The sequence below is a fragment of the Streptomyces sp. P9-2B-2 genome, assembly GCF_030406865.1.
GTDB classification, from domain to species: domain Bacteria; phylum Actinomycetota; class Actinomycetes; order Streptomycetales; family Streptomycetaceae; genus Streptomyces; species Streptomyces platensis.
On the sequence record NZ_CP129126.1, the window covers coordinates 6,807,083 to 6,826,141 of the forward strand.

Sequence of the window (19,059 nt, forward strand, 5' to 3'; positions counted from 1 at the left end):
CGCAGAGGCCGGAAGGGTCGATCCAGTCCTGTGTGATCGCTTCCTACGGCGGGATGTCGATCAGTACGCTTGTAGCAGTGATTCGTCGGTGTCCACATCACCCACGCCGTTCTTGTGCGGCGGCGTGGATGCACGCACCGAGCGAGGTCGCGCTGTCATTACGGGAGTCAGGGGGGTGCGGTGAACGGCAGAACTTTGCCGCCGCGTATCGGTCCGTACCTCGTCGAGCGGCGGCTCGGCGCGGGCGGTATGGGGGAGGTGTACCTCGCCTACTCCGTCGCGGGTGAACCGGTCGCAGTGAAGGTGATCCGGCCCGACCGCACGGATCCGCACACCCGCGCCCGCTTCGAACGCGAAGCGACGATCGCGCGCACGACCTCCGGCACGGGCCGTGTAGCCCGTTTCATCGACGCGGACCCGTTTGCCGAGGAGCCGTGGCTGGCCATGGATTACGTCCCGGGCCGGCCTCTCTCCGACCTCGTGAAGGACCAAGGACCTCTCGCCGCGCCACTCGTGGCGAGCCTGGGCGCATTATTAGCCGAGGGCCTTGCTGCCGTGCACGCCGTGGGCCTGGTCCACCGCGACCTGAAGGCGCAGAACGTCATTCTGGGCGACTTCGGCCCAGTGATCATCGACTTTGGGCTCGGCGCCTTCCTCGGAGCCTCCAAGGGCTCGCTCTCCCAGGCCGGCACTGTCATCGGTACGGTGCGCTGCATGCCACCCGAGCAAGCCTTGGGCGAGGTGGACGTGACGCAGGCCGCCGATGTGTACGGCCTGGGCACGGTGCTTCTCTACGCAGCGACCGATCACTACCCGTACGACGGCGCCCGGTGGGAGGCGGTTGCCGCGCAGGTGGTCAATCCCGAGGTCGACCCCGATCTCTCCGGGCTGCCCAAGGAACTTGCCCCCGTCGTGACGTCGATGTTGGCGCACAAAGCGGACGAACGCCCCTCTTTGGAGGAGGTGACCCGGCAGTGCGCCCATCTCATGCGTCTGCTGGGGACGAGTCCAGCCCGCGCGCGACGCGCGCTGATCCAGGAGACGACGGCGAAGGATCACCCCACGATGGTGCTTCCGCAGCCGGACGCACCGATGCTTGACCGGCTCGACTCGCTTGAGAGGCTGCTGCGCGAAGAGTTGGTGGCCGGGGAGCGAAGCACCCCTGTCCCCACCGTCGCTGGTCAGCCCGGTGCGGACACTGTGGGCGAGATCAACGTCGAGATCTCGCTATCGCCCGAGCCCTTGACCGCGCTCGGTTCCGAACCCGGGAGCGGAAGACCGGCGGAGCCCGTACCGCAGCCGGGCCGTCCCCCCGCTTCCCGCAGGGTTGCCGACGAGCTGCGCGAGCGCTACGCGAGACGACCGGCACTCGCCTGGTCGAAGCGCTGAGCCGCTGCCTTCCTCCGTCCTCCCGCCAACGAGCCGACACAGTGCGGAACTCGGGCGTCGGTATGGCCCTGGATACAGCGCACCCGGCTCACCGGGCGACCGCGCAGGCTCCCCCACAAGCACACCGGACAGCACGAGTAGACCGTTCACAGAGGAGCACCACGTGACCACGGCGATGCAGCCAGAGGTCCCTGAGCCGCGCGACTCCGATCCGGCACATCCGCCGTACCCGACCGGCGCGAAGCCGGTCTTAGCCCCCGGCGCCCAGGTGCGCATCCGCGACGAGCAGTGGCTCGTGAAGTCCATCGGGGAGTCCCGCGACGGACTGATGGTCGAGGTCAGCGGGGTTTCCCCGTTCGTCCGTGGCACGGACGCGGTGTTCTACTCCGGCCTCGACCAGATCGACGTACTCGATCCGCGCAAGACCCGGCTCGTGCCCGACGACACCTCCAAGCACGCCAAGGCCCGCCTCTACCTGGAGGCGGTCATCCGCAAGACCGCGCTGCCGCAGACCGATCACGGCATCGCGCTCGCCGACTCCTTCCTCATGGACCGGCAGGAGCATCAGCTGCGCCCCGCCGAACTGGCGCTGTCCATGCGCAACCCGCAGCCCCGGCTGCTGATAGCCGACGTCGTCGGTCTGGGTAAGACGCTGGAGATCGGCGTCACGCTCTCGGAGCTGATCCGGCGCGGGCGCGGCGAGCGCATTCTCGTGGTCACGCCCGCCCATGTGTTGGAGCAGTTCCAGCGCGAGTTGTGGACCCGCTTCGCCCTGCCGCTGGTGCGCCTGGACTCCACCGGTATCCAGCGCATCCAGCAGGAGATCCCGGCAAGCCGGAACCCGTTCGCCCACTTCAAGCGGGTCATCGTCTCCGTCGACACCCTCAAGTCGGCGACGTACGCCCACCACCTGGAGAAGATCACCTGGGACGCGGTGGTCATCGACGAGTCGCACAACCTCGTGAACAAGGGCACCCGCAACAACCGCCTCGCCCGCCGCCTCGCCGAGCAGACCGACGCACTGATCCTGGCCTCCGCCACTCCGCACAACGGCGACGCGGAGTCCTTCGCCGAGCTGATCGGGATGCTCGATCCGGCGGCGATCGCCGATCCCAAGAACTACAAGGTGGCCGCCCTCGACCACCTCTACATCCGGCGCACCAAGTCCGACCGCGAGGTGCGCAACGGCCTCAAGGACAAGCCCTGGGCCGAACGCGGCGAGTCCCTGCCGGTGCCGGCTCCGGCGACACGGAAGGAGGTCGCCGTCCTGGAGAAGCTCGCGAGCGAGTGGACCCCCGGTGAGCCGAACCGTTCGTCGGTGTGCGCCGATCCGCTGGTCGGCTACAACTTCCTCAAGGCGTTCCTCTCCTCCCACGTCGCCCTGCGCAAATCCCTCACCGCCCGCCGCGCCTACCTGGACAACCCCAGGAGCGCCATGGTGAAAGGCAAGGACGGCAAGAAGGCGGACTCTCCCGAGCGCCGCGCCGCCCTGGCGGCAGAGGGCACAGCCCTCGCGGAACTGGAGGCACTGGTCGCGGATTTCACCGATCAGGACTCCGCCAAGCTCGACGCGCTCGTCCGCACATTGAAAGACGACCTCAAGGTCGGCCCGGGCTGCGAGCGCCGCGTCGTGATCTTCTCCGAGCGGGTCCACACCTTGGACTGGCTGGCCCAGGAGGTCCCGGCCCTGCTCGGCTTCAAGAAGAAACCGGCGGCCAAGGCCGACAAGGCGCGCCCCTGGCAGGTGTACGGCGGTGTCGTCGAGGTCATGCACGGCGACACCACCAACGACCAGCAGCAGCGGGAGATCATCGACCGTTTCGGGCGGGCCGACGAGCCGGTGCGGCTGCTCTTCACCGGCGACATCGCCTCCGAGGGCGTCAACCTGCACCACCAGTGCCACGACCTCGTTCACTTTGACCTCCCCTGGTCCCTCATCCGCATCGAGCAGCGCAACGGGCGCATCGACCGGTACGGGCAGGCGGTGAGCCCCGAGTTCCGTGCGATCACCCTCACCGCCGACGTGCCCTGGCGGCGCGACGAGGAGAGCGGCAGGATGCTCACGCTCGACGACCGGCTGGTCGGCGCCCGCCTGCTGCGCCGGGAGGCCCAGGCGCACGAGATCGAGACCGGCGAGGGCAGCGCCGAGGCCGTCACCGGCCTCTACGACGACAAGAAGGAAGAGGACCGCCTCACCCGCGACCTCATCAAGGGCGGCACCGTCGAACGCTCCATCAAGCAGTCCCAGCAGGAGTCCGGCGGGGTCCTCGCCGACCTCCTCGCCGGCGCGAATGCCCGGCTCGCCGACCCGACAGCCACTCCGGCCACCCTCGGCACAGCCTCGGTGCCCGAGGCGGACGTGCCCCACGTGTTCGCCGACACCAAGGCGTACTTCCACGCCGCGATGGACCTCATCTACCCGCAGGCCGAGCGCGAGGCTCTCGACTGGAAGCCCGAAACGGCCCACGGGCGCATCGAGTTCACTCCGCCCGGCGACCTGCAGTACCGCTTCCGGGAGCTTCCGAAGTCGTACCTGGAGCAGGAGAAGATCCTCACCACCCCCAAGTACGACGGCACACTGCGCATCACCTTCGACAAGCGGTACGCCGCCGACCGCCTGGACGCCGCCCGCAACGCCAAGCAGGGCAAGGGCGACCAGCCCACCTCCCAGTGGCCCAACGTCTCCTACGTCTCCGACATCCACCCCGTGCTCGACTGGGTGACGGACAAGGTCCTCGCCAAGCTCCGGTACGACGAGGCGTTCGTCCTCGCCCACCGGCCCGACGCTCTCAAAGCCAAACGGATCGACGCCGCCCTGCCCGAGGCTCTGACCGGCCCGGTCTACCTCCTCCAAGGCGTCTACTCCAACGCGGCGGGAAGGCCGACGGTCGTGGAGTGGATGGCCGTCACCGGTCTCACCGAGGCCGCTCCTCGCGTATGGCGCATGGACTCGGCGTTCCTCGCCGCCTGCGGTGTGGGCCCCGGCATGCCCGGCCGCGGCCGGCCTGTCGACCCCGACCTCCTCCAGGCACTCGTCCCCGCGGCCGTCGACGCGGCCGAGACCCACCTGCGCGAGCGCCGTGCCGACTACGACAAGCAGGTCGACTCCTACCTGGCCCCGTACGAGGACCGGGTACAGGTCTGGGAGCAGGGCGCCCTGATCGCCGTGGGCAATCAGCAGCAACGCCGCAAGCAGGTGTACGACACCGCCGCCCGCCGCCGCGACCTCGTACGCCGCCTGCGGACCGACGGCGACCCGATGCTGCGGGTCCTCTGTGTCCTCGAACCCCTGCACACCACCACCGTGTCCGCCGCGCACACCGAGGAGTCCGCACGATGAGCTACACCTACGACTCCTTCGCCAACCGCGGCGAGTACCTCTCCGCCCACTACTTCAGCGAGGAGCTGGAGAACACCCTCAAAAAGAGCAAGGCAGGCGACGAGGGTCTGTTCACCCTGTGGACCGGCCGTGAGACCGACCCGCACGACCCGCAGGCCACCCCGCGCGAACTACTCCCCCGGCTCCGCGGTGAGTACCTGTCCACCGTGCGCCCCTTCCTGGCCTCCCGCACCCAGCAGGAAGAACCCGGCAGCACCTACGACGACCCAACGGGCGAGTGGGCCGAGCACCTCACCACCTGGCACGCCACCGTTCTCAAGGCCCTCGGCTACGGCGGTGACCGGCCCGAACCGCTCACCGTGCACAATGCGGGCAGGGAGTACGCACTCCAGGCCGCCTGGCACGGTGACGGCATCCTCGCCGTCGACTGCGGCTGGACCGCCAAACTCGACGACGCCCTCGACCCCGACAAGGCCGGACGGCTCCTCCACCCCCTCAAGACCGCCGACGGCCTCCTCGAAGTCGGCGAGAAGCTGGCGGGCTGGCTCTTCCAGAGCGAACTGCATGCGCCCGGCGGCGACGCACCCCGCTTCGTCCTGCTGCTCTGCGGCGGCGTGCTCGTCCTCGCCGACCGAGGCGCCTGGGCCGAAGGCCGCTATCTCGCCGCCAGTCTGGACGCGGCCCTCACCCGCAACGACACAGCGAAGGCCGGCGAACTCGCTCTCCTCGCCGCCCTCTTCTCCCACGACATGCTCGCGCCCCGGCTCGACGGCAAGGGCCGCCGCATCGACGACCTCCTGAAGGCGTCCCGTGACAACGCCGTTGGCGTCAACTCCGAGCTGCGCAAGGGGCTCCAGCAATCCGTCGAGATCATCGCGAACGAAGTGCTCGCCCAGTTACGCAAAGCGGAGGTCGAGCCACGGGAGATCGAGGACCTGAAGAAGGGCCCGTTCGCCAAGCAGCTCACCCGCGAATCCCTGCGCTACCTCTACCGCATCCTCTTCCTCCTGTACGCCGAGGCCCGCCCCGAGCTGGGCATCCTGCCCGCCGACGACTCCACGTACGAGGCCGGGTACTCGATCACCCGGCTCCGCGAACTGGTGGCACGCGAGCGAAAGCTGGTAGACGAGGACAGCCGAGGCGGCTTCCACCTGTACGCCTCCCTCGACGTGCTCTTCAACAAGGTCAACTACGGCCATCGCCCGCGCGGCACCGAGGCGGACGACGACAAGCCCGACGAGGAACGCAGTGAACTGCGCGGCCTGCGCTTCGAGCCACTGCGCAGCGAGCTGTTCGACCCGAAGGCGATCACCCTCATCGGCCGCCGCGTCCTCGACCCCCGATGGGACGAGGACGGGAACGAGCCGCCACACTGGCTGGACCTGCGACTGCGCAACGAGGCGTTGCACCAGGTGCTGCGCCTGCTGACCATGAAGGAGGCCGGTCAGATGGGCAGACAGGGCGGCTTCATCTCCTACCGCAACCTCGGCATCAACCAGCTCGGCGCTGTCTATGAGGGCCTGATGTCCTACACCGGCATCATCGCCGACAAGGAGCTCGCCGAGATCGCCAAGCCGGGCGAGAAGCGGGGCGGCAAGCAGTACGGCGATCCGGAGAAGGGCTCGTGGCTGGTTCCCGCAGACCGGCTGAGCGACTACCCGGAGAACACGTGGGTCGTCTACTCCGCCCAGGACGCCGAACAGCACGGCCTTCGCGGGCCGAAGAAGTATGAGGTGGGCGAGTACGTCTACCGGCTGGCCGGACGCGACCGCGAGACGTCCGCCTCGTACTACACGCCGGAGTCGTTGACGAAGGTCACCGTCGAACTGGCTCTCAAGCACCGGCTCACGGACGAGACGCGGGCGAGCGACCTCCTGAAGTACACGATCTGCGAGCCCGCGCTCGGCTCGGGCGCGTTCCTCAACGAGGCGATCAACCAGGTCGCCGACGAGTACCTCAAGCGGCGACAGGAGGAGCTCGGCGTCAGCCTGGACACGTCGAAGGCGCTGGACGCGAAGCAGAAGGTCAAGGCGTACATCGCGCTGCACAACGCGTACGGCATCGACCTGAACGCGACGGGCGTTGAGCTCGCCGAGGTGTCGCTGTGGCTGAACACCATGCACCCCGGAATGCGCGCACCATGGTTCGGACTGCACCTGCGGCGCGGCAACTCGCTGATCGGGGCGCGGCGTTGGGTGTACGAGGCGGACCGCATCAAGAAGGAGCGGACCGTCGGCGGTACGACGCCCGTCAAGCTGCCGTTCCGCGACACGGAGGGCGACGGCGCGGAGCAGGCGCTGCCCGAGGGGGCGGTGCACCAGTTCCTGCTGCCCACGCCGGGGTGGGGCGCGGTCGCCTTGGTCAAACCAGCAAATCCTGCGGGCAAGCTCATCGGGGAGTTGGTCAAGCCGGAACTCGACCGACTTACCGAGTGGCGAAAAGCAATGGGCGCCAAACCGAAGACGACGGGCGGCAAGGGTAGCCAGCTCGCGCGGCTACAGGAGGCGGCCAAGCGGGTGGAGTTCCTGTGGCAGCTCGTCGCCAAGCGGATGGAGCTGAGCGAGCGCGAGATTGCCCGCACTATCGACGTGTGGGGGGCTGGGCAGGAGGAGGATGCGGAGGAGTACGCGTTCCTACGCCGTGACAAGAGGAACGCGGACGGGGACTCCTTGCCGCTGACCAAGGAGCAGGTCTTCCAGGACTTGTTCGAGGCAGAAGGTTCTCCGTACTGGCGTCTCAAGCAGGTCATGGATGCGTGGTGTGCTCTGTGTTTCTGGCCGCTGGACCGGGTGGAGCTGCTGGATGGGACGGACGCGGAGTACGAGACGCCGCCGGTGGTGACGGTCGATGCGCTGTTGTCGTCGGGGGTGCCGCAGGTGGGCGAAGTGGAACCTGCGCCTGAACCTCAGTACGTCGAGAGTGGGTTGCTATTCGCGCTGAACGGGGACCAGTTGGCCTTCGGAGAATGCGCGGACGAGAGTGAACTGGTCGAGAAGAAGCGGGTTAAGAGGCGTCGCGAGCCGTCGGCGCCAAAGAAGGGCGGCGGGACGGCGCAGCGCCGCCCTGTCATCGCTCTGAAGGACCTGGACGACTGGCTTGCCTTCCTGGAATCCATGGTTGGTACGGGGTCGGTCCCGGAGGAAACGTTCGCCACGTCCGTTGACTCCCTGGAGGAGCTGAAGGTCCTCGAAGGGGCCATCCAGGGCGAGATGGGCATGGACGATGCTCGAAAGGCCGTGGAGTCGCGGTATCCGTGGATGCGGGTGGTGCGGGATATTGCGAAGGAACAGGGGTTCCTGCACTGGGAGCTGGACTTTGCGGGTGTATTCGCGAGTGAGGCGGGAGGTTTCGACCTCCAGGTCGGCAACCCGCCTTGGGTGGAGATCAAGTTCAACCGTACAGCCAGTTTCTCCGAGTTCGAACCCGATCTGACGCTGCAGGAGAGCCTTACCAAGGAGCGCGAGGCAGAGTTGCGCGATCGTGTCTTGCAGGTGCCCGAGTGGCGCATCCGGGTACTCCGAGACGCGGCCACGGACACGGCACTGGCGAGCTTCTACTCCAGCGCGGTGGTGTACCCGATCCTCGCGGGGACACCGGCGCACCTGCACCCGCGCTTCATGAGCCAATGCTGGGACCATGCGGCCGCGACGGGGGCCATCGGGCTCGTACACCCCGATGGTCACCTGAAAGGGAAGCAGAACCGGCGCATCCGTGCGGAAGCGTATCGCCGGATGCGTGTGCACGGAGCCTTTGTGAATGCCTCGAATTGGGCCTTCCCGCGACCTGTTGGAGACAAGAAGGACTTTGCAGCCAACATCTACGGCCCTCGTCAAGAGGTCAACTTCAAGCACCTAAGCTTCCTCTACAGAGCCGATGTGCTCACAGATTCCCTGCGGCACGATGGATCTGGTCCGGAACCGGGTCTAAGGTTCGACGGGCAGTACGACACCCGGCCGCACCAGGCACGGATCATCAACGTGAAAGCAGAGACTCTCGCCCTGTGGAGTGAGCAGCAAGGCGGCGAGTTTCCGGCAGCGGAGGCGGAGATGATGTATCCGCTGACGCAGAGTGAGCAGAATGCGGTCGCTCTGATGGCGAAGTATCCCATCCGGCTCTCCCGCAACGAGATCAGCATGAGCCGTGGCTACGACGAAGAGCGCGACCGTACTGCGGGATATATCAACTACCGAAGCCAGCGTCCGGCTTCCTGGGATGAAGTGATCCTGCACGGCCCGCACATCGGTCCTGGAACACCCTTTTGCAAGGAAGACCCCGAACTTAAATCAGAGGGAGCGCGGATCGACCTGACCACAATCCCAGCCGACTTCATTCCCGCCACCAAGATGGCCAGGTCATGCGATCGGGCCGGGTTCGAGTCCATGGCTATGGTGTGGAAGGACTGGCAGGGGCAGCCACATGCCCGCCACTACCGTTTGGCCTTCCGGCGCCGGAACGACGGGAAGACGGAGAGGGTTCTGCAAGCCGGGATCATTCCTCCAGGTCCCACCCATGTTCACGGTGTCCACAGCCTTGCCTTTCGAAATCGCCAGCATCTGCTGCTGGTCTCCGGTTTCTGGTCGGCGATTCCGCTGGACTACATGCTGCGTGCCTTCGGAATGAAGGACCTCTACGAGGCCGGTGCCCAGCGTCTTCCCGCTCCGTCTCCGGACCACCCGCTGGCGAGGGCCCTAGCCATCAGGTCGGCCCGCCTGAACTGTCTCTCAAGTGCCTACGCTGACCTGTGGGAGTCGGAGTTCCGTTTCTCATGGCTCTGCGAGAAGTGGGCAATTTCGTGGACGGGGCTGCGCCCACTGAATGCGATGGAGCCCCGCTGGTCTTGGAGCACGCCACTCCGCACGGAGTTCGAACGCCGCGCCGCGCTCGTTGAGCTCGACGCGCTGGCCGCTGTGTGGATGGGGCTTCCCGCAGACGCACTGATCGCGGCGTACCAAGCACGCTTGGACGTGCTGTCTGGCCGTGAAGAGCAGATGTACTTCGACGCGCACGGGCGGCAACTTGCCTCAGACAGGTGGGTTTTCGGCACCGAGCAGACCGGCGAGCATTGGAAAGCCCTAGTGGAGCATCTAGCCGCACCCGAGGCCAGTCCTGTCCCCGACGGCTACACCGCCCCCTTCTACAAGGCCGACCGAGTACGCGAAATGCGCCAAGCCCACATCTACTTCCAGAAGCGCCTCGATGAAGCTGTGAGCAAGGGGCTCTGGGACCCGGAGAAGATGGAGGTCCCGACCCCGTGAGGCCCACCCTCGAAGCACAGGGACTCAAAGAGAGCCTGCTCCAGTACCTGTCCACGACGTATGGCCTCGCGGACGAGGGTGCCCGAAAGGCCCTGCACGCCTTCCTCGGAAACGAGACAACGGGCATGTTCCGCGGCCCGTACCTCCGCCTGCGTACCCCCTTCACCCCGGCCAACGACGGCTGGCAGCAGCACCTGGACTGGGTCCGCACCGACGGCTGGACACCGTACGCCCACCAGGCCCGCGCCTTCGCTCGCCTCACTTCCAAGGACGGCCACACCCCCCAGCCCACCCTCGTCACCACAGGCACCGGCTCCGGCAAGACCGAGTCGTTCCTCTACCCCGTACTCGATCACTGCGCCCGCGAACGCGCGGCCGGGAACAATGGGGTCAAGGCGGTCTTCCTCTACCCGATGAACGCCCTGGCCACCGACCAGGCGGCACGAATCAACCAACTACTAACCGATTACGACGAGTTAAGCGGCGTACGCGCCGGCCTGTACATCGGGGAGAAGGCGGCGACGCACTACGACCGGGTCTACACCCGCCGCCAGGACATGCAGCTGTCCCCGCCGGACATCCTGATCACCAACTACAAGATGCTCGACCTGCTTCTGCAGCGGGCTGCCGACGCGCCGCTGTGGGACGGCAGCGACATCCGATACGTCGTCGTCGACGAGTTCCACACCTACGACGGCGCGCAGGGCACCGACGTGGCCATGCTGCTGCGCCGCCTCGCCATCGCCGTCGACGCCAACCGGCCCGGCAAGCCGCTCGGCTCGATCACCCCCGTCGCCACCTCCGCGACCCTCGCCTCCGGTACCGATGAGGACGGGGTTCGCCAACTCCTCTCCGTGGCCACCAACGTCTTCGGCGCCGAGTTCACCGCGGACGCGATCGTCGGCGAAGACCGGCTGACGGTCGACGAGTTCATCCTCGGCAATGACGAGTCGATTCCGGACGCGAGATTCCTCCCCGGCCAGGCCACTTCCCCCGAGACACTGACCGCCTTACCCGACCCGGCCGCCGGCCCCTCGGCGCTCGCGGACCTCGCCGAGGCCGTCACCGGAAGCCGCACCACCGATCCGGTCGTCCTCGGTGCCGCGCTGCAGCGCAACCGGCTCACGTACGCCGTTCTGAACGCCTTCGACGGCACGGTGCGCACATACGACGAAGTGCTCGACGTGATGCGTCGCAGTGGGGCGAGGAGCTGGGACGAGGCGATAACGACACGGCCGCAGGTCGCCGCGGTGGCACTCACCCGCTTCGTCGCCCTGCTGGCCGTGGCGCGGGCACCGGAGGCGCCGGCCGGGATGAGCCGTCCGCTCGTCCAGATCGAGGTGCACCAGTGGGCGCGGTCCGTGACACGCATGCTGCGTGGCGTACTGCCGTGGCCGAAGGCCGAGTTCGCATGGGACACGACCGGGGCGCAGAGCCAGTCGCGCGCAACACCGAACACCACCACCTCACGCGACACCAAGATCTTCCTGCCCGCGGTGTACTGCCGTGAGTGCGGGCGCTCCGGCTGGTCGGTCCTCGCCCCCGAGTCGGACCTGGAGGAGTTGAGCTTCGAGCCCCACAAGATCCGTCGGGCCACCGTCACCGCCGACAAGGCCAAGGTGCGCACCCTGGTGGCGGCCACCGACAACGAGGCCCGCGAGGGCAATGGCCGCACCACCATGGACCGCGCCGCGCAGAAGTCGCTCACCACCGGCGGCGCGGGCGTGCTCATGATGCTCGACGGTCTCTCCCGTCGCCTGCGCCTGCCCGACCCGCAGAGCGACTACGACAACGAGGGCGACCCTCAGCCGGCGGAGCCGGATTCGGTCTTCGTCCTCGTCCAGCTCGGCGACACCGCGGAGCGAGCCGCCAAGGACGACTGGTGCCCGGCCTGCGGTACGCACAACGCGATCCGCTTCGTCGGTACGGGCGCCGCCGCGCTCGCCGCCGCGTCCGTCACCCAGCTCTTCACCGGCGGGGAGATGGACAAGGAGCAGCGTGAGACGAAGACGCTGATGTTCAACGACTCGGTGCAGGATGCCGCCCACCGGGCCGGGTTCGTCGCCTCCCGCTCATACACCTTCTCCCTGCGGGCGCTGTTCACCAAGCACCTGAGCGAGCAGCGGCCCAGTGCGCTCAACGACCTCGTCGCCGACGTCGTCGCGGCCACCACCGACCGTGAGACGCTGGCCGCCGTCGTCCCGCCGGACCTGCACGACGACACGGGCGTGGCGCGTCTGCTGTCGGGCACGGGGCGGGGCGGGGACAGGAAGACGTGGGACCTGATCGGTGAACGGTTCGCGTTCGAGGCGGTCATGGAGTTCGGCCACCGCTCGCGCAACGGCCGTACCCTCGAACTGACCCGTACCGCTGCCGCCTGGGTGGACATCCCCGACATACGGGTGGCCGTGGCAATCGCACGTGCCGCTCACGAGGAATCCACCGATCACGGGCTGGCGCTCACCGCACACGACGACGGACGCTATCTGGCGTTCTTGCGCGGGCTGCTGGAGCGGCTGCGTACGCGGGGCGCGGTCGGGCACCGGTGGCTGGAGAAGTTCCTCGACGAGGCGGGCACCAGCCGTTACTTCATCTGGGGTGGCCGCCCGCGCGGCATGAAGGCCTTCCCGAAGGGCGTCTCCGCACCGACGTTCCTGCTCGCGCGGCCCAAGCAGGGCAGCGAGTTCGACTTCGCCGCCGGGCGTCTGTCCTGGTACCAGACCTGGGCGCAGCGCTGCCTCGACATGACCCGCGAGCAGGCCGACGAGTTCTGGGTGCGGCTGCTGCCCCGGCTCACGGACGCCGGTCTGCTCTCGGCCCGCACCCCGGGCGACACGGCCGCCCGGTTCTACGGTCTCCAACCAGGCGCCGTTCAGCTTCAGTTGCTGACTGACGGCCAGGTCAATGAGTCGTATGTGCGCTGCCCGAAGTGCTTCTGGGAGCAGACGGTCCACCCCTCACTACTGGCTCAGTATCACGGGCAGCCCTGCCAGGCGTACCGCTGCACGACCGGACGACTGATCGCGGGTGACCGATGGCTGGAGACCGTGGACCGGCACGACCGGGACCGCGACTACCGCGACGACTACTACCGAAGCCTGTACCGGCGAGCCGGCACCTACCAGGTCATCACCGCCGAGCACACCGGTCTGCTCTCGCGCGGCAAGCGCGAACGCGTCGAGGACGCCTTCCGCAGCGGCCAAGGGTTCAACGACCCCAATGTGCTGTCCTGCACGCCCACGCTGGAGATGGGCATCGACATCGGCGAGCTGTCCGCCGTCGTCCTCGGCGCTCTGCCACGCCGGCCCGCCAACTATGCGCAGCAGGCCGGGCGAGCCGGGCGCCGTACCGGAAACGCCTTCCTGCTGACCATCCCCGACCGCTCCCGCCGTGACCTGTACTTCCTCGACCGGCCACGGGACATGATCGACGGGCGGATCGTGCCGCCGGGCTCGTATCTGTCGGCCATCGAGATTCTGCGGCGCCAGTACACCGCGCACCTCCTCGACCTCGCGGCGCGCGGCCGGCTGCTGCGCGAGGACGGCAAGCCACTGGCTGCCGTGTCGCGCAGGGTCGACGAGCTCTTCGGCCCTTCCGGCTACCTCGCCGACCTCACCGACGCCGCCCTCGCCCGCGGCGAGGAACTCGTCGCGGGCTTCCTCGCACTCTTCCCCACCGGCGTGAGCGACGCCGCCCGGGATGAGCTGACGAAGTACGCGGTCCGCGGCATCCGCAGCGCCATCGAGAAGGCCGAGCGGGAGTGGGAACGGGAGAATCAGAAGCTGCGCACCCGTATCCGTACGATCCGCTCCGCGATCGACGAGCTCAAGGAAGGTGACGACGAACAGGCGTGCACGAAGGCAGAGTTGGAGGCCGAACTGCGTGCCGTCGCCAAGCAGGGCGCCACGCGCCAGCGCCAGCCCGCCCAGACCTTGCTGTGCGACCTCGGCCTGCTGCCCAACTACGCCCTCATCGACGCCGCGACCACCCTCGACGCCACCGTCTTCTGGCCCGAGGGCACCACACCCGAGGGGCGGGTCCGTTACACGTCGAAGTCGTTCTTCTACGGGCGGCCACGCGGCTTCGCCCTGTCCGAGCTCGCCCCCGGCAACACCTTCTACGCCGAGGGCTACAAGCACCGGATCACCGGCATCGACATCGTCACCGGCCGGGACCAGGACTGGCGCCAATGGCGCTTCTGCCCCTCGTGCGGTTACGTCCGCACCGAGAACGCCGAGACGGACGTCACGCCCTGCCCGCGGTGCGGGGATGCGGGGATCGCCGACTCCGGCAGTCTGTGGCAGATCGTCCAGCCCAGTGTCGTCACGGCCCGCGACAAGCGGGAGGATGCCAGGATCGGCGACGAGAGCGACGACCGCGACCGGCGCTTCTACACGGTCATCGACATGGTCGACATCGACCCCAAGGACTTCGCGGTGGGCAAGTCCTGGCGGCACACCAAGGAGATCTTCGGCGTCGACTACACCCGCCGCGCCGTCATCCGCCGCGTCAACGCCGGGCCGCTGAGCATCGGCGCCCAGGACAACGACCAGCTCGCAGGGAAGCCTGTGCGCATCGCCCCTTTCCACGTGTGCACTGCGTGCGGAGCCGCGAGCGCCGACGGCCGGCCCGTCTTCGACGACGACCAGGACGCCGTCGACAACTCCGCCAACCGCCAGCGCGAACTCAAGCACCACACCCCCTGGTGTCCACTACGGCGTGGCAAGAAGGGTGTGGATCAGGAACCGGTCCTGCTCGCCCACGAATTGGAGACCGAAGCACTGCGGGTCCTGCTGCCCGCCGCGACCGTCCTCGTCGAGGAGAAGGTCCACTCCTTCCAGGCAGCCCTGCGCCTGGGCGTGGACGGCGCCTTCGGCGGCGACCCACAGCACCTCGCCAGCACCCTCGCCACCATGCCGGACCGCGACACCGCGGAGAGACGGCATTTCCTGGTCCTGTACGACCGCCTCCCGCACGGCACCGGCTACCTCGACCGCCTGACCGACCCCCTGAACTTCCGGCAGGTGCTGGAGGGTGCGCGCCAGCTGCTCGTGGGGTGCCCTTGCAACGGGGAGGGCCGACAGGCCTGCCACCGCTGTCTGTACCTGTACGCCGACGAACAGCACATCGAGCGCGTCTCCCGCCAGGCCGCCCTGGAGATCCTCGACGAACTCCTGGGTACCGACACCGACGCCTGGGACACCAAGGCGGTCGGTAACACTGACCAGATCGGTCTTGACGGACAGGTCGAGTCCGACCTGGAGGCACGCTTCCTCAAGGCCCTGCGCGGGTGGGCCGGACGGCGCGCCGACGCCGTGCTGGAAGAGAGCGGTGACAACAGCGCCTATCTGCGGCTCGACGAGGTCGGCACCGTGCACGGCTGGCGTCTGACCGCTCAGCGCAACGAGGGTTTCACCCGTACCGACTTCACCTTCGAGCGCATCGACGGCCCCAAGCGGAAGATCACCGTCTACCTCGACGGACACCGCTTCCACGCCACCCGGCGTCACAACCGGCTCGCCGGTGACGCCGACAAGCGCAACCGGCTCCGGGCCGAGGGCCGCGTCGTCTTCCAGCTCACCTGGGACGACCTCGACGCCTTCGAGCGGCAGACGAACACGGCGGAGTCCTCTGCGGGGCGAGAGGCAGTCGAAGCGGTGTGGCCGCCGTATCCGCGCAGCGCCCAGGACGTCGCCAAGCGGCTCTACGCCGAACGCGGTAGCGACGACCTCACCGACACCGCCTTCACCGACCCCATGACCATGCTCCTCGCCTACCTGCGCAGTCCGGACGACGCGGCCTGGGGACGACGGGCATCGGCGGTGGTCGGCGGGCTCCTCGGGACCGGCAAGGAGATCCTCGTCGGCAACGGCGCCCCCGAGCAGACCCGCCAGACGCTCGACCGTCTCCTCGACGCCTGGGGCCGCACCGACGGCATGGACACGGCGCCCGTTCAGGGCACTGGCACGCTCAACCTGTTCCAAACGTGCGACGAGTCCCATCTGCCCGTCGCCTTCCTCGTCGACGGGGCCACCGGCCGCTGGTCCGCCCTGGCCTGCCTCGACGACACCGCACCCGACCAGCTCGGCACGCCCGAACACAAGGCGCGCTGGCGCTCCTGGCTCCAGTGGGCCAACATTCTTCAGTTCCTCGCCCGCGACGACGGCGACGGTGTCCAACTGACGACCACCACCGCGGGCCGCTTCGACACCGCGATCCTCAAGGCCTTCGGCGGCCTCGGCGAACTCGAATCCCTCGTCGTGCGGTACGGCACCGGCGTACCCGCGACGCAACCCGAGCCCGCGGAGGCATCTCCCGAGACTCCTCTCGAAGCGGCGGTCCGGGATCTGCTGTGGGACAGGGAGATCCTCGAATACCTCGACGAGGACGAACCCGACGCCCCCCTCACCCGCCTCGCCCACATCCTGGCCGACGGCGGCAAGAAGGCCCCCGCCTACGGATACGAGCTCGGCGAACGCGGCTGGCTCGCCGACTTCGCCTGGGACCACGGCGAACAGCGGCTCGCCGTCATGGCCGAACCGTACGACCAGGCGAACGAGGAGAGCGACAAGACCTGGAGTGCCTACCGCGACGCCGGGTTCACCATCCGCTCGGCCGGCGACTGGCTCACCGGCCTCGACGCTCTGCTGACCATGCTCCCCGACGCCACCGCCCGTCCCGACTCCGAAGAACAGAGTGCCGCACGATGACCGCACGCCTGAGCCTCTACCAGAAGGCCGAGAACGAGCTCTACAAGATGGACTCGTCGGTCAAGACGAAGTTCTACGACTTCTGCCACCAGTTCCGTCTCGACCCGGATCACCCCAGCCTCGACCTCAAGCCTCTCAAGGGCGACGGCCGGATCTTCCGCGCCAAGATCGACCGTTCGTACCGGGCGCTCCTCGCCCGGGCGGGTGTCGGTGCCGATGGCATCCAGCAGTGGCTGATCGTCGCCGTCCGCCACCGCAAGGACGTCTACGACCAGCTCAGCGTCGCCGTCAACCGGGTGACCGGCGAGATCGAGTTCGTCGACCTCGGCGTCGTCGGACAGAGTGTCCTTCAGCGCGCGGGACTCCAGCTCACTCCTGCCACGGACGATCACGACGCACCGATCCCGGACGAGCAGGCCGTACCGGCCGAGCCCACGCCCGCGCCCGTCGTGACGGAGCAACCGGCCGCCCTCGCCGAACCATTCCTCACCGGCTGCGCCCCTGAGGACCTGCGCCGTCTCGGTGTCGCCGATGCCCTGATCGACGTCGTCCTCACGGTCACGACCGAAGAGGAACTCGACCAGCTCATCGTCGGCGCCCCGCGGCTGACCGCCGAGGTCCTCACCGGCCTCGGCTCCGGCATGTCCGTCGACGAGGTCGAGCGCGAGATCACCCAGCCCGCCTCCGCCGAACTCGAACCGGGCTTCGAGAACGACATGGCGGCGGCTCTCACCCGTACCGCGGTCACCACGGTCGACGACGACATCCGCAACGTCCTGGCCGAGGGCGACTTCCGCGCCTGGAAGGTCTACCTCCACCCCACCCAGCGCAAGACCGTCGAACGGAACTACAGCGGCCCCGCCCGGGTCAGCGGTGGCCCCGGCACCGGCAAGACCATCGTCGCCCTGCACCGCGTCGCCCGCCTCGCCGGCGCCCTACCGCCCGGTCACGGCAAGCCGATCCTGCTGACCACGTACACCAAGAACCTCACCGCCGACCTGCGCTCCCGGCTCACCTCGCTCATGGATCCGGCGCTGCTCGGCCGCATCGACATCAAGCACATCGACCAGCTCGCCCAGAACGTCCTGAACGAGAACACCGCGCCCGGCGCGCAGCGCGGCCTGATCACCGACGACCGGGCACTGGACGTGCTGCGCGAGGTCCTCTTCGAGCACGACGAGCAGCGCTGGGAAGCCGAGTTCCTCTTCGACGAATGGGAGCAGATCGTCCTCGGACAGTCCCTCGCCACCCGCCAGGACTACTTCAAGGCCCGCCGTGCCGGTATGGGCCGTGCCCTCAACCGCCCCGAACGCGCCGCCATCTGGAAGCTGCTCGACCAGTTCACCCTGCGCCTGGGCGGCATGGGCCGCGAGACCTGGGCGCAGGCCGCCGAAAGCGCGGCGCGCTACGAGATGGAGCGCGCGCGCAAAATCCATAATCGGGCCGAACACAAGGCTGAGATCGGCGGCGGCGACCTGGCTCACCTCGACGACAACAGCTCCGCGATGCGCTACCTGCGCCACCGCTACCGCAATATCGTCGTCGACGAGGCCCAGGATCTCAGCCCCGCCCACTGGAAGATGCTGCGCGCCATGGTCGCGTCCGGCCCGGACGACCTGTTCATCGCCAGTGACACCCACCAGCGGATCTACGACCGGCAGGTCACCCTCTCCACCGTCGGCGTCAACATCCGCGGGAGGTCCTCAAAGCTGACGCTCAGCTACCGCACCACACAGGAGATCCTCGACCAGGCCGCCAGGGTCGTCCGCGGGGCCACCTATGACGACCTCGACGACGGCACCGACACCCTCGACGGCTACCACTCCCTGCTGCACGGCCCGGCGCCGGAGTACGTCGCCTGTGCCGACTGGACCGACGAGATCACTCAGCTCGCCGAGGCCCTCAAGCAGTGGCGCGAGGACATCGCCCAGCCCGTCGAGGACGGCACCGTTCGCGACCCGAGCGGCACCATGGCCGTATGCGTCACCGACGGAGAGATGGCCGGCCGTGTCGCCACCGACCTGGAGATGAAACATGGCATCACCACGGCGACCCTCACCAAGGACGGCCCGCAGGGGGGCGGAGAGGTCCACATCGGCACGATGCACCGCTTCAAGGGCCTCGAATACCAGAAGCTTGCGGTCGTCGGCGCGAGCGACGGCGTCCTTCCACGCACCGCCCTCATCGAAAAGTACGCGACGATCGACCCCAAGCGCTACGAACGCGAACTCAAGAAGAGCCGCAATCAGCTCTTTGTCGCCGCGACGCGAGCCCGCGACGCGCTGCGAATTTCCTGGCACGGCAGGCCCAGCCCATTCCTGCCCCTGTAGGCCGGATCGATTCGCCAGAGAAGGGGGGCGCCGAG

At 68.2% G+C, this 19,059-nt stretch carries 5 protein-coding genes; all 5 read left to right on the top strand.

The features are described 5' to 3' along the window. The first annotated feature begins 180 nt into the window (after positions 1–180). The gene (locus QT196_RS30005) at positions 181–1,389 is read left to right on the top strand and encodes a serine/threonine-protein kinase (RefSeq protein ID WP_290356030.1); all 1,209 of its coding nucleotides are present in this window, start codon (positions 181–183) and stop codon (positions 1,387–1,389) included. A gap of 163 nt (positions 1,390–1,552) precedes the next feature. Next, the gene (locus QT196_RS30010; RefSeq protein WP_290356031.1) at positions 1,553–4,729 is read left to right on the top strand and encodes a DEAD/DEAH box helicase; all 3,177 of its coding nucleotides are present in this window, start codon (positions 1,553–1,555) and stop codon (positions 4,727–4,729) included. Next, on the top strand, positions 4,726–9,984 hold the full coding sequence (locus QT196_RS30015) for a hypothetical protein (RefSeq protein ID WP_290356032.1): 5,259 nt from the start codon (positions 4,726–4,728) through the stop codon (positions 9,982–9,984). Before QT196_RS30010 ends, QT196_RS30015 begins: the two co-directional genes overlap by 4 nt. Then, positions 9,981–16,694 (top strand): DEAD/DEAH box helicase, encoded by a 6,714-nt coding sequence (locus QT196_RS30020; RefSeq protein WP_290356033.1) that lies wholly within the window; start codon positions 9,981–9,983, stop codon positions 16,692–16,694. The genes QT196_RS30015 and QT196_RS30020 overlap by 4 nt, the downstream gene beginning before the upstream one ends. Continuing rightward, positions 16,691–19,024: a UvrD-helicase domain-containing protein gene (locus QT196_RS30025; RefSeq protein WP_290356034.1), complete on the top strand. Its 2,334-nt coding sequence runs from the start codon at positions 16,691–16,693 to the stop codon at positions 19,022–19,024. The genes QT196_RS30020 and QT196_RS30025 overlap by 4 nt, the downstream gene beginning before the upstream one ends. Positions 19,025–19,059: the final 35 nt, after the last annotated feature.